The organism is Klebsiella sp. BIGb0407 (genome assembly GCF_024807845.1).
Classification (GTDB): Bacteria; Pseudomonadota; Gammaproteobacteria; order Enterobacterales; family Enterobacteriaceae; genus JGM124.
This window is the reverse complement of record NZ_JANUEQ010000001.1, coordinates 1,531,591-1,543,750: the sequence shown is the minus strand read 5'-3', so window position 1 is coordinate 1,543,750 and position 12,160 is coordinate 1,531,591. Positions and strand designations below refer to the sequence as shown.

12 protein-coding genes are annotated in these 12,160 nt (G+C 49.6%); 9 read left to right on the top strand and 3 right to left on the bottom strand.

What is annotated here, in order from left to right; translation table 11 throughout:
* Positions 1 to 45 precede the first annotated feature (45 nt).
* Genes modA through modC form a run of 3 tightly spaced genes read left to right on the top strand, consistent with a single transcriptional unit; the run spans position 46 to position 2,570 of the window.
* On the top strand, positions 46 to 819 hold the full coding sequence (gene modA / locus M2387_RS07145) for a molybdate ABC transporter substrate-binding protein (RefSeq protein ID WP_259048157.1): 774 nt from the start codon (positions 46 to 48) through the stop codon (positions 817 to 819).
* Positions 819 to 1,508, top strand: coding sequence for a molybdate ABC transporter permease subunit (modB, locus tag M2387_RS07140; protein WP_259048155.1), 690 nt, complete (start codon positions 819 to 821; stop codon positions 1,506 to 1,508). The genes modA and modB overlap by 1 nt, the downstream gene beginning before the upstream one ends.
* 3 nt (positions 1,509 to 1,511) lie before the next feature.
* A complete protein-coding gene (modC, locus tag M2387_RS07135; protein WP_259048154.1) occupies positions 1,512 to 2,570 on the top strand; it encodes a molybdenum ABC transporter ATP-binding protein ModC in 1,059 nt (352 codons plus the stop codon).
* Here the strand turns inward: modC and M2387_RS07130 are convergent, their stop codons facing one another.
* A complete protein-coding gene (locus M2387_RS07130; RefSeq protein ID WP_259048152.1) occupies positions 2,571 to 3,401 on the bottom strand; it encodes a pyridoxal phosphatase in 831 nt (276 codons plus the stop codon).
* Between the two features lie 135 nt (positions 3,402 to 3,536).
* Here M2387_RS07130 and pgl point away from each other — a divergent pair, with 135 nt between their 5' ends.
* Positions 3,537 to 4,535: a 6-phosphogluconolactonase gene (gene pgl, locus M2387_RS07125; RefSeq protein WP_259048151.1), complete on the top strand. Its 999-nt coding sequence runs from the start codon at positions 3,537 to 3,539 to the stop codon at positions 4,533 to 4,535.
* Positions 4,536 to 4,619: 84 nt separating this feature from the next.
* On the opposite strand, the gene M2387_RS07120 is transcribed toward pgl, so the two are convergent.
* On the bottom strand, positions 4,620 to 5,894 hold the full coding sequence (locus M2387_RS07120) for a putative acyl-CoA thioester hydrolase (RefSeq protein WP_259048150.1): 1,275 nt from the start codon (positions 5,892 to 5,894) through the stop codon (positions 4,620 to 4,622).
* Positions 5,895 to 6,419: 525 nt separating this feature from the next.
* Between M2387_RS07120 and M2387_RS07115 the strand changes: the two genes are divergently transcribed.
* Complete coding sequence (locus M2387_RS07115; protein ID WP_259048149.1) at positions 6,420 to 6,962, top strand: hypothetical protein; 543 nt, start codon at positions 6,420 to 6,422, stop codon at positions 6,960 to 6,962.
* 178 nt (positions 6,963 to 7,140) lie between these two features.
* Here the strand turns inward: M2387_RS07115 and bioA are convergent, their stop codons facing one another.
* Positions 7,141 to 8,436 (bottom strand): adenosylmethionine--8-amino-7-oxononanoate transaminase, encoded by a 1,296-nt coding sequence (bioA, locus tag M2387_RS07110; RefSeq protein ID WP_259048148.1) that lies wholly within the window; start codon positions 8,434 to 8,436, stop codon positions 7,141 to 7,143.
* Between the two features lie 87 nt (positions 8,437 to 8,523).
* Between bioA and bioB the strand changes: the two genes are divergently transcribed.
* The 4 genes from bioB to bioD are packed head-to-tail and all read left to right on the top strand — an operon-like array spanning position 8,524 to position 12,145.
* Positions 8,524 to 9,561, top strand: coding sequence for a biotin synthase BioB (gene bioB, locus M2387_RS07105; protein ID WP_259048147.1), 1,038 nt, complete (start codon positions 8,524 to 8,526; stop codon positions 9,559 to 9,561).
* Positions 9,561 to 10,712, top strand: a complete 1,152-nt coding sequence (gene bioF, locus M2387_RS07100; RefSeq protein ID WP_259048146.1) for an 8-amino-7-oxononanoate synthase — start codon at positions 9,561 to 9,563, stop codon at positions 10,710 to 10,712. Before bioB ends, bioF begins: the two co-directional genes overlap by 1 nt.
* The gene (gene bioC, locus M2387_RS07095) at positions 10,696 to 11,457 is read left to right on the top strand and encodes a malonyl-ACP O-methyltransferase BioC (RefSeq protein WP_259048144.1); all 762 of its coding nucleotides are present in this window, start codon (positions 10,696 to 10,698) and stop codon (positions 11,455 to 11,457) included. Before bioF ends, bioC begins: the two co-directional genes overlap by 17 nt.
* The gene (gene bioD / locus M2387_RS07090; RefSeq protein WP_259048142.1) at positions 11,447 to 12,145 is read left to right on the top strand and encodes a dethiobiotin synthase; all 699 of its coding nucleotides are present in this window, start codon (positions 11,447 to 11,449) and stop codon (positions 12,143 to 12,145) included. Before bioC ends, bioD begins: the two co-directional genes overlap by 11 nt.
* Positions 12,146 to 12,160 lie beyond the last annotated feature (15 nt).

Sequence of the window (12,160 nt, the reverse complement as noted above, 5' to 3'; positions counted from 1 at the left end):
GTCGTTATATTTTACAGTACATAACGAAATAAACGGAGATAAACGATGAACAAGGGTTGGGTTAAACTCGTACTGGGTACTGCACTATCGGTGAGTCTGGCAGGTCAGGCGTTCGCGGATAGCAATAAAGTCACGGTATTTGCTGCCGCATCATTAACCAATGCCTTACAAGATATTGCCACGCAATATAATAAAGAGCATAAAGTCGATGTTGTCTCTTCTTTTGCCTCTTCTTCTACTCTGGCACGACAGATTGAAGCGGGTGCGCCGGCTGATTTATTTATTTCAGCCGATCAGAAGTGGATGGACTACGCGGTTTCAAAAGACAGCATTCAAGCGGATACGCGTGCCAATCTGCTGGAAAATACTCTGGTGCTGGTCGCTCCGAAAGCCAGCAAACAGGGCGATATCACGATTAATGCACAAACCGACTGGCTGAAACTGCTTGATGGTGGCCGTCTGGCGGTAGGGGATCCTGACCATGTGCCTGCGGGAATTTATGCCAAAGAGTCGCTTCAGAAACTGGGTGCCTGGGATACTCTTTCCAGTAAATTAGCGCCAGCGGAAGATGTACGCAGTGCTTTGGCATTAGTCGAACGCGACGAAGCGCCACTGGGTATCGTTTATGGTTCTGATGCTGTTGCCAGCAAAGGCGTTAAAGTTGTCTCAGTGTTCCCGGCAGATACGCATCAAAAGGTTGAATATCCAATCGCTATCGTAAAAGGCCATGACACACCGGTTGTTTCTGCATTCTATAAATATCTGCAGGGACCTGAAGCCGCTAAAGTTTTCCAACAATATGGATTTACAACTAAATAATGATACTGACAGATCCCGAATGGCAAGCCGTACTGCTCAGCCTTAAAGTTTCTTCCGTTGCGGTGCTGTTTAGCCTCCCTTTAGGGATCTTCGTTGCCTGGATTCTGGTGCGTTGCCAGTTTCCAGGTAAAGCTCTGCTGGATAGCCTTATCCATCTCCCGTTAGTTTTGCCTCCTGTGGTGGTGGGTTATTTACTGTTGGTCAGCTTTGGGCGACGCGGGGTGATTGGCGCCTGGTTTTATGACTGGTTTGGCATTACTTTTGCGTTTAACTGGCGCGGAGCAGTACTCGCCGCAGCGGTGATGTCATTTCCTCTGATGGTACGTGCTATCCGTCTGGCGCTGGAGGGTGTTGATTTACGTCTTGAGCAAGCCGCCCGTACCTTAGGGGCCGGACGATGGCGTGTTTTCCTGACTATCACGCTGCCATTAACCCTGCCAGGTATTATCGCAGGTACAGTGCTTGCATTTGCCCGTTCGCTTGGCGAGTTTGGCGCCACTATTACCTTTGTTTCAAACATTCCTGGTGAAACCCGAACCTTGCCTTCTGCAATGTATACCCTGATTCAAACCCCTGGTGGCGAACATGCAGCCTGGCGTTTATGTGTGATAGCGATTGGACTGGCGATGATCTCATTACTGGTGGCTGAATGGCTGGCCCGTATTAGCCGTAAGCGTCTGGGAGGATAAACGATGCTGATGCTGAATTTTACCCAGACTCTGGGTAGCCACCGTTTACACCTGGATGAAGAGCTACCCGGCAAGGGTATCACCGCGATTTTTGGTGTTTCTGGTGCAGGAAAGACCTCATTGATCAATGCTATCAGTGGGTTAACTCGTCCTGAGGCAGGACGTATTGTGCTCAATGACCGTGTGCTGATGGATGCCGATAAATCATTTTATCTGGCACCGGAGAAGCGCCGTATTGGCTATGTTTTTCAGGATGCGCGCCTGTTTCCCCACTATCGAGTACGCGGCAATCTGAAATACGGTATGGCAAAAAGCATGGCGGGAAAATTCGACAACTTAGTCGAGTTACTGGGAATTAGTGAGTTACTCGACCGTTTTCCGTCCAGTTTGTCGGGAGGAGAGAAACAGCGTGTTGCTATTGGGCGTTCATTACTGACAGCCCCGGAATTAATGCTGCTGGATGAACCGCTGGCGTCACTGGATATTCCACGCAAGCGTGAATTAATTCCTTACCTTCAGCGCCTGGCGCGTGAAATTAATATTCCCATGCTTTATGTCAGCCATTCGCTGGAGGAAATTTTGCATCTGGCTGACAAAGTCCTGATCCTCGATGGCGGCAATGTGAAGGCTTTTGGTGACCTGGAGGAAGTCTGGAGCAGCAGTGTTATGCACCCCTGGTTACCTCAGGAGCAACAAAGCAGCATACTCAATGTTCAGGTGGTGGAGCATCATCCTCATTACGCGATGACGGCTCTGGCGCTGGATGGTCAGCACCTGTGGGTGAATAAACTGGATAAACCTCCCCGTTCTGCGCTACGTATTCGTATCAAGGCATCGGATATCTCATTGGCGCTTGAACCGCCGGTAAAAAGCAGTATCCGTAATGTATTGCGGGTAAGGGTGGCTGAATGCCTGGATGAAAAAGGGCAGGTGGACGTTCGGCTGGAAGCGGGGTCGCGTATTCTGTGGGCCAGAATCAGCCCGTGGGCCCGGGATGAACTTGCGGTCAAACCCGGACTCTGGCTGTATGCTCAAATAAAAAGCGTCGCGATTATGACCTGACTAGAGGACGTAGCGATACAGTGTCTCGGCAATGCTCGGTTGCTCATTATTGCCGATAGTCAGTTTGGCTCGGGCCTTGATGGCGTCAGCCGCATTGCCCATTGCCACACCTAGTCCTGCCGTTTCCAGCATACTCAGGTCATTGTCGTTATCACCGAAGGCAATAACCTGATCCATCGTCAGACCTTGCTGTGCTACCCACTGTGCCAGACGCGCCCCTTTACTGTTGCCACGCTGAGTGACATCCACTTGGTCATGCCATGAAAACTCGCAGGTTAAGCCAAGGCTGGATTCAACTGTCTCAGTAAACTGGCGCAGCTTGGGTACATCAGAGTCAATCAGAGCAAATTTCCAGATAGCCTCGGCTTCGGTAGCTGACTGGCGCAAAGAAGGGACATTTTTAAATACCGGGCGCTGTGACTCAGGTAGGGATTGTGCCCAGGTACTGGTCCGTGCGACATGTGCCTGAATTTTTTTAGAATCTTCGGGGTAAAGCATGGCATTATCAACATACATTAATCCCTCTATCTGATGCGTATCGAGCAGAGAGATAAGTTGATCCGCCTGTTGCGGGTGCACCGGGTCGGAAGCCAGTACTTGCTGATTTTGATAATCATACAAATAAGTGCCATTACAGCAAATAGCAGGTGTATCAAGTTGCAGAGCCTGATAAAAAGGATGAATAGCAACGTGATGACGGCCGGTGACAATAATAACTTTGACGCCTGCGGCGCGGGCGTCACTCAGGGCCTTCAGTGACTCGGGTAAGATAGTTTTCTGCGATGTCAGCAGGGTGCCGTCGAGATCAAGAGCGATTACGTGATAACGCATTAAAAGTTCCTGTTATGATTTAAGAAGTTGATACGATGTTACACAGTTCGCAACCTGGTGCAAAATGACTACCTGTCTCTAAAAATGCGCTAATTTTGTGACTATGACTTACGATGCATGGAGAAGAATAAACTTATGAAACAGACGGTCTATACCGCCAGCCCGGAAAGCCAGCAGATTCATGTCTGGACACTTCACTCCAATGGCTCACTCACCCTGTTGCAAGTAGTCGATGTTGCAGGCCAGGTTCAGCCAATGGTCGTCAGCCCGGATAAGCGCTTCCTGTATGTGGGTGTACGCCCTGAATTTCGTGTGATAGCTTACCGTATCACACCCGATGACGGTAGGCTAACAGAGGCAGGTGAAGCACCTCTGCCGGGCAGCCCGACCCATATCTCGACTGACCGTAGCGGACGTTTTCTGTTCAGCGCTTCTTATAATGCGGGTAACGTCGGGGTGATTAGCCTTGAGAATGACGGTTTACCGGGCGCAACAGTCGATATCGTTGATGGTCTGGAAGGTTGTCACTCAGCCAATATCTCGCCGGATAACAGCACTCTCTGGGTACCTGCTCTGAAACAAGACAGAATTTGTCTGTTCACTTTGTCTGATGACGGACATCTGGTCGCTCAGACCCCGGCAGAAGTGACCACTGTTGAAGGTGCCGGCCCTCGTCATATGGCTTTCCACCCAAATCATCAGTATGCCTACAGCGTCAATGAACTGAACAGTTCAGTGAATGCCTGGGAATTGAAGGATCCAAACGGCGCTATCGAGTGCGTTCAGACGGTAGAAATGATGCCACCAGATTTCAGCGATGTTCGCTGGGCTGCGGATATTCATATCACTCCGGATGGTCGCCATCTGTATGCCTGCGACCGTACTTCGAGCCTTATCACCATCTATGATGTCTCTGAAGATGGTAGCGTACTGTCACTTGTCGGCTATCAGCCAACCGAAGCACAGCCACGCGGCTTTAATATCGATAATAGCGGTAAGTATCTGGTTGCCGTGGGACAGAAATCTCACCATGTTGCCGTCTATGGTATCTCGCAAGAGCAAGGCTTACTGGAAGAGAAAGGGCGTTATGCAGTAGGGCAGGGCCCAATGTGGGTGGCGATTTACGCTCACTAAGTTATAAAAACACCCTGTTGGCATGCTGCCCACAGGGTGTAAATCACTCACTTATTCAACCCCACCAGTTATATCCGGTGCGGATTATTCAGCAACAACGGTACTACCTGTACCACGGTTGTTATATTCCCACAGGCGATTTGCACCCGCTGCATTTAAGTCACGGCTAAAATTACCTTGCTCGTCTTTAGCGCCGATATTGCCTGTGAACGGACGCTGTGAATTCAGAGCATCACCCCACGGACGTGCCTGATTAAAGCCTTCAGAAATCACGCTGTCACGGATAACGACCTGGCCATTCGCGGCAACGCCGGCCGTTTCGATATCCCATGAACGGCCTAACAAGGCATCACCCGAGGCTTTGAAACGGCTGTTGATTGCCAGGAAACCAAAGTAGAGGTTAGGTTCTGTCGCCGGAGCAAACACCACGCCTTCCTGAGTACGGCTGTTAACCAGGCGGAATTCGGTATTTTCAAACACCACCGCACCACGGCCCGCAACGACATCCACATCGCCTTCGATATAGCTATTCGTTACCAGGGTACGAGGTTGTTTACCCGACAGGATGCGGTTCTGAACATCGCTGTTGGTCACAAAGAAGGTATTCTGACGACCAAGAATATTCACATTGTTCAGCTGAACTTTATCCCCGTCACTACGCAGGGCAACGGCCTGGTGGTTACCGGCATCAACGCTATCGCCGAGGGTATTTTGTACGGTCAGGTTTTGCAGCTGTAAGCCATTATTTTGTGACCATAAAGCGGCAGAACACATGATACCAACGGTAGCCCCTTTATGGTTCTGGCAGTTATCAAACATATACCAGGACGGTTTGCCCGGCATATATTTCCCTGAAGGGTTAACGGTTTTACGCCAGGTCACTGCGTCCATTTCAGAGTCGAGTGTCAGACCTATTTTCACATCCGCTGGATTTGAGGTGGTGCCGTACAGCGTAATGCTACTGGAGGCAGCAGGTATATACAGTGTGCCTTCATACTCACCCGGCAGAATAGCGATGTACTGACGCTGGCTGCTATGTTTGATTATAGCGGCATCAACCGCGGCCTGAATAGAATGATGTGTTACACCGGTACTGTCTGCAGGTCCGACAATAAAATCAGGCTGCTGTGGCAGGCGAATAGCTTCAGGTGTCCAGGGCGCTTCATTTGGGTTCATTGAGGCAAAATAACGCGCGGCAACAAAGTTTTGTGCTTCTGCTGCATTAAGAATTGGACGTGATTGTGTCCCCGGAGCTACCTGGGTTGACGGTTTGTCTTCCTGCGGAGTAGAGCTACAGGCCGTTAATGCGACGGTAAAAGCCAGTGCTGCGGCTCCACGCGAAAAAGAAAATCTGTTCAAGGTTGCTCCTGCTATATGCGAAAAGGGCGATTCTTAAGGCCCACTATCAGACAACAAGCAGGCACAATACAATAAAAGGGTGCGATTAATGACTCATCGATGGGCTGGCATCATAGCCAAATGCCTGAGTCATAATCCAATGCGCGCATAAAATACCTTGATACTGCTCAGGATGAAAGCGCCTTTAGACAGGTCAGCAGAATACTCATGTATTTTGTGGTCGTTGAGCCCTGGCACGAGGTGAATTGTTCGGATATGTTGGGTTTTTTCCTGGTCTGCTATCTCTGAAGCTGTTGTCTGTCCGTGGGTCTTGCTCCCTATTCGTTTTGACAAAAGGTCTTTGCACACATTTATTAGTCTCTTCAGCAGGTTGAAGTCAAACTGCTATCACTCGAGATATAAAAAATAATGATTTTTACGCTAATTTAATGTACTGAAATAAAAGGTGAATTTTGAAATAAATAGTACATATATAGATGTACTATTTACTTGTTTCTTAACGTAGTACATATAAAAGGATATAGTATGATTGGAAGTTTATCCGGTAGTTCAAATAACGTCAGTATTGGTAGCGGCTCTTATTCTGAAAGGGCACCTTTAAACAATCACCCTGCTACGGCTATCAGTAGTATAGAAAACACCTCTGTTGAGTTACACATTATCAATAAAGAGTCTTCTTTGTTCAATTCAGCAATGGCTATTGAGAACCTTCAATCCTCAATAAACAGTAGCTTGCGTGATAATCAGAATGCGCGGCTCTTTGCTTTGGGGGTAGCAGTCACTGCAGTAACGAATATGTTTGAACAAGGAAAGGCAAAAGAAATATCTGAGAGTATCTGCGATAAATATCCAAGAGATACAAATATTGAGTTGAAAAATGATATTTCAATCAATAAACGAGGGGAGGAGTATATTCGTCACATCCCCGATACTGTAGAGCCTCTTGATGTTACTGTTTATGCTATGGGGTTGAATGTCGGTTATGGTATAAGTATTAATGAACCAGATCCAGTTTTGATTAACTCATTAAACGCAGTGTGGAATATGCGTCTTAATCGGCCTTCATAACTAATTATCGGACTAGTGTTATATTATTTATATATACCTAAAATAATTCGAGTTGCTTATTGGCGCTAAGTTCAGCCCGTCGATGAGCATAGATAAACTGTGTGACTCGGCGGAATACCCAGACAACTTGAAAGTATGACGGATATACAACCCTCTCTAAATCAGAGAGGGTTGGTTTTTAAGAATAGCCTTGAAAAAAGGCAGTTTCTTCTACTGCTCGGGCAATCGCGGTCATTAATTTATCCAGTTCAGCATCGCTAATAATATAAGGCGGCATTAAATAAATCAGCTGACCAAACGGCCTGATCCAGACGCCTTGATCTACAAAGAAGCGTTGCAGTTCAGCCATTTTAACCGGATATTTTGTTTCCACTACCCCGATTGCGCCAAGCACTCTCACATCGGCTACTAACGGGCTTTCTACCAGCGGGTTGAGCCCAGTTCTCAGTCTCTGTTCAATGCGGGCAACCTGTTGTTGCCAGTCCCCATTTTCCAGCAGCGAGAGGCTTTCGCTGGCGACCGCACAGGCCAGAGGATTACCCATATAGGTCGGGCCGTGCATAAAACAGCCCGCCTCACCCTGGCTGATGGTGTCAGCGACCTGGCGCGTGGTCAGTGTCGCGGAAAGCGTCATAGTGCCGCCAGTAAGCGCTTTACCCAGGCAGAGAATATCCGGGGTAATGCCAGCATGCTCGCAGGCAAACAGTTTGCCGGTTCGCCCAAAACCCGTGGCAATTTCATCGGCAATCAGCAAAATACCTTCCCGGTCACACATCCGGCGGATCTGGCGTAACCACTGTGGATGATAAAAACGCATGCCCCCGGCACCTTGAACCACAGGTTCTAGAATAATCGCCGCAATCTCCTGACGATAACCCGCCATTAAACGGGCGAACGGCACAATATCTCTTTCATCCCATGGTTCATCAAAGCGGCAAGTCGGTGCCGGGGAAAACAGCTGTTCAGGTAAGTAACCCTGCCACAAACTGTGCATCGAATTTTCCGGACAGCAAACTGACATCGCGCCGAGAGTATCACCATGATACCCGCCGCCCAACGTCAGGAAACGCTGCCGGGTTTCACCCTTAGCCTTCCAGTATTGCAGCGCCATTTTCATCGCTACTTCAACCGCCACTGAGCCGGAGTCAGCTAAAAATACGCACTCCAGTGTATCCGGCGTCATCGCCACCAGTTTACGGCACAGGTCGACAGCCGGGGGATGGGTAATACCGCCAAACATCACATGCGACATGCTATCAATTTGCGCCTTCATCGCCTGATTAAGACGCGGATGATTATAGCCATGGATAGCTGCCCACCAGGAGGACATACCATCAACCAGAGGGGTGTCATCACTCAGCATTAAAGTGCACTCATGGGCTGATACCACCGGATAGACCGGTAATGGCTGGATCATGGACGTATAGGGGTGCCAGATATGGCGTTGATCGAACGATAAATCAGCAGGTGTCATAGCGCGACTTGTAAACCATTTAAAAAACATTTAGGTTTACAAGTGTAGCTGCAATTGATGAATAATAACACCTTTCGGAGAGACTTAATGGCTCACAACTCTTGCTGGACAATGCCGCAAGTCACCGCTTTATTTGAAAAACCTTTTATGGAATTGATGTTTGAAGCGCAACAAGTTCATCGTCAGCACTTTGATCCCCTGCAAGTTCAAGTCAGCACTTTGCTGTCGATTAAAACGGGAGCTTGCCCGGAAGACTGTAAATACTGTCCGCAGAGTGCTCGCTATAAAACCGGTCTTGAAGCTGAGCGTTTGATGGAGGTGGGGCAGGTACTGGATTCTGCCCGCAAGGCATTAAGCGCCGGAGCAACCCGTTTTTGTATGGGGGCCGCCTGGAAAAATCCCCATGAGCGCGATATGCCCTATCTTGAGCAAATGGTAAAGGGCGTCAGGGAGATGGGACTGGAAACCTGTATGACCCTCGGAACATTGAATAACTCCCAGGCGGGAAGGCTGGCTGCAGCCGGGCTGGATTATTACAACCATAACCTGGACACCTCGCCGGAATTCTACGGCAATATCATTACTACTCGCACCTACCAGGAACGCCTTGATACCCTGGATAAAGTACGCGAAGCCGGGATTAAAGTTTGCTCCGGAGGCATCCTTGGATTAGGGGAGACCGTGAAGGATCGTGCCGGGCTGTTATTACAGCTTGCCAATATGCCTGCGCCACCCGAAAGCGTACCCATTAACATGCTGGTCAAAGTCAAAGGCACGCCGCTGGCCGATAATGATGATGTCGATCCTTTTGATTTTATTCGTACCATTGCTGTGGCAAGGGTCATGATGCCGGGCTCTTATGTCCGTCTGTCAGCAGGACGGGAGCAGATGAGTGAACAAACCCAGGCAATGTGTTTTATGGCCGGAGCAAACTCGATTTTTTATGGCTGTAAACTACTGACTACCACCAATCCGGAAGAAGATAGCGATCTACGTCTGTTCCGTAAGCTGGGCATTAACCCGCAGCATACCGCCACTGAGCTTGGGGATAATGAACAACAGCAACATCTCACTCGGCAGTGGGTGAATGCAGACACTGAACACTACTACAATGCGGCCGTGTAATGAGCTGGCAGCAACGTATTGATAGCGCTTTAGTGCAACAGCAGGAAAAAGGGCTGTTTCGCCGTCGCCAGGCCTATGAGCGACATCAGGGGAGAGAGATTCAGTTCGCCGGACGGCCCTACCTGAATTTTTCCAGTAATGATTACCTCGGTCTGAGTCAGCATCCTGCACTGATTGCCGCCTGGCAGCAGGGCGCAGCGCAATGGGGAGTGGGAAGTACCAGTTCCGGGCATATTACTGGCTATAGTCAGGAGCATCAGCTGTTTGAGCAAGAACTGGCAGCATGGCTTGGTTTTGACCGGGCACTGCTATTTATCTCTGGTTATAGCGCGAACCAGGCGGTTATCAGCGCCCTCGGACAGAAAGCGGATCTGCTGGTTGCCGATAAGCTTTGCCACGCCTCAATGCAGGAAGCGGCGATGCAGTCCTCTGCACAGTTTAAACGTTTTCAGCACAATGATATCTCTGCACTCCAGCATCTGTTAACGCCGCGCGTGACGGGCGAAACATTACTGATGACGGAAGGGATATTCAGTATGGACGGCGACAGAGCCCCTCTGACCGAGCTGGCAAATCAGGCCCGGCAAGCAGGGGCCTGGTTGATGGTTGATGATGCCCATGGTATTGGGGTTGCTGGTGATGAGGGGTGTGGTAGTTGCCAGGCTCAGCAGATTAAGCCGCATATACTGGTGGTGACTTTTGGTAAGGCATTCGGCGTCAGTGGGGCTGCGGTATTGTGCCATGTAACAATCGCCGATTATTTGCTGCAGTATGCCCGGCATCTCATCTACAGCACCATGATGCCTGCGGCTCAAGCCTCCACGCTACGCGCAGCGTTGCAGGTTGTTCGCCAGGCCGATGATTTACGCGCAAGACTACAGAGTAATATCAGACGTTTTTGCGACGGCGCTTCAGCCCTGCCTTTTCAGCGACTGCCCAGCGATAGCGCGATTCAGCCGCTAATTATCGGTGATAATCAGGCAGCCCTGACGATGGCCGCCCGATTACGTGAACAGGGAATCTGGCTAACCGCTATTCGCCCACCGACCGTTCCTCAAGGCAGCGCCCGTTTACGTATCACGCTGAGTGCAGCACACAGTGACGAGGATATTGAACGTTTGCTGGAGGCACTTTATGACGCAGCAAGTTGATAAAGCGGCTATTGCAGCTGCCTTTAGTCGGGCGGCTAATCACTATGAACAGTTTGCTGAACTGCAACGACTCACAGGAGATGCTTTACTGGAACGCGTTTCTTCACGGCGGGCAAATGGTCTACTGGATGCAGGATGCGGTACTGGCTGGTATAGCCGCGTCTGGCAGAGTCGTGGTAGCCGGGTAATTGCTCTCGATTTATCGGCTTCGATGCTGGAATCCTGTCAGCAGAAACAGTCAGCAGAACGCTTTATTGAAGCGGATATCGAATCTATTCCCTTGGCGGATAAGCGTGTGGATTTAGCCTGGAGTAACCTTGCACTCCAGTGGTGTTCTGATATTCATCAAGCGCTGTCTGAACTTTATCGGGTAACTAAACCTGGCGGCTGTATTGCTTTTACTACCCTGGCTTCAGGTTCACTTATCGAGTTGCGTCAGGCCTGGCAAGCGGTGGACGATCGCCAGCCGGTTAATACTTTTATGACAATAGAAGACATTGAGCAGGCTTGCCGCCATTGGGACTCGCACCTGCAATGTCACCCTATAACGCAGTATTTTCCTGATGTTATCAGTGCTATGCGTTCACTTAAGGGAGTAGGGGCAACGCATTTACATCACGGCCGCCATCAACAGCTGACTACACGTAGTCAGTTACAACGCCTCGCTTCCGTATGGCCGCAACATCAAGCCGGTTATCCCCTGAGCTGGCAAATAATTTCCGGAGTAATTGAACGTGACGAATAAGTGGTTTATTACCGGTACTGATACGGAAGTGGGTAAGACGGTTGCCAGTTGTGCATTGTTACAGGCGGCGGTAAGTGCAGGATATCATGCTGCTGGCTATAAACCCGTCGCCTCAGGTAGTCAGATAACAGCTGAGGGAATTCGTAATGACGATGCTCTGGCATTACAGCGGGCAAGTAGTCTGAAGTTGCCCTATGAGGCGATTAACCCTCTTGCTTTTATCGAGCCGACATCACCGCATATCATCAGCGCCCATGAGCAACGACCGATTCACTTCCCGGTCATGTCTGAAGGCCTGGAGTACTTAGCCGCTCAGTCTGATTGGGTATTGGTTGAGGGTGCGGGAGGCTGGTTTACCCCCTTATCGGAAACTCAGACCTTTGCCGATTGGGTTAAGGCAGAGCAACTCCCGGTAATTCTGGTGGTAGGGATTAAACTGGGGTGTATAAACCATGCGTTGCTTACCGCCCAAGCGGTAGAAGCCGCAGGGCTCAGGCTTGCAGGCTGGATAGCAAATGATATCCAGCCGCAGGGGAAATGGCATACCGAATACCTTGCAACCCTTAAGCAACGGATCTCTGCACCATTGCTGGGGGAGATCCCTTGGCTGGAGGAACTGGCTGTGGAGACAAATCTTGGTGATTATCTTAATCTGGCATCGTTGATCTATCCTCAGGAGAGTTATTGAATATATCCGTTATTC

Bases quoted from the DNA above. Each gene is read 5' to 3' on its own strand.
- modA (WP_259048157.1), top strand. From the start codon at position 46: ATGAACAAGGGTTGGGTTAAACTCGTACTGGGTACTGCACTATCGGTG.
- modB (WP_259048155.1), top strand. From the start codon at position 819: ATGATACTGACAGATCCCGAATGGCAAGCCGTACTGCTCAGCCTTAAA.
- modC (WP_259048154.1), top strand. From the start codon at position 1,512: ATGCTGATGCTGAATTTTACCCAGACTCTGGGTAGCCACCGTTTACAC.
- M2387_RS07130 (WP_259048152.1), bottom strand. From the start codon at position 3,401: ATGCGTTATCACGTAATCGCTCTTGATCTCGACGGCACCCTGCTGACA.
- pgl (WP_259048151.1), top strand. From the start codon at position 3,537: ATGAAACAGACGGTCTATACCGCCAGCCCGGAAAGCCAGCAGATTCAT.
- M2387_RS07115 (WP_259048149.1), top strand. From the start codon at position 6,420: ATGATTGGAAGTTTATCCGGTAGTTCAAATAACGTCAGTATTGGTAGC.
- bioA (WP_259048148.1), bottom strand. From the start codon at position 8,436: ATGACACCTGCTGATTTATCGTTCGATCAACGCCATATCTGGCACCCC.
- bioB (WP_259048147.1), top strand. From the start codon at position 8,524: ATGGCTCACAACTCTTGCTGGACAATGCCGCAAGTCACCGCTTTATTT.
- bioF (WP_259048146.1), top strand. From the start codon at position 9,561: ATGAGCTGGCAGCAACGTATTGATAGCGCTTTAGTGCAACAGCAGGAA.
- bioC (WP_259048144.1), top strand. From the start codon at position 10,696: ATGACGCAGCAAGTTGATAAAGCGGCTATTGCAGCTGCCTTTAGTCGG.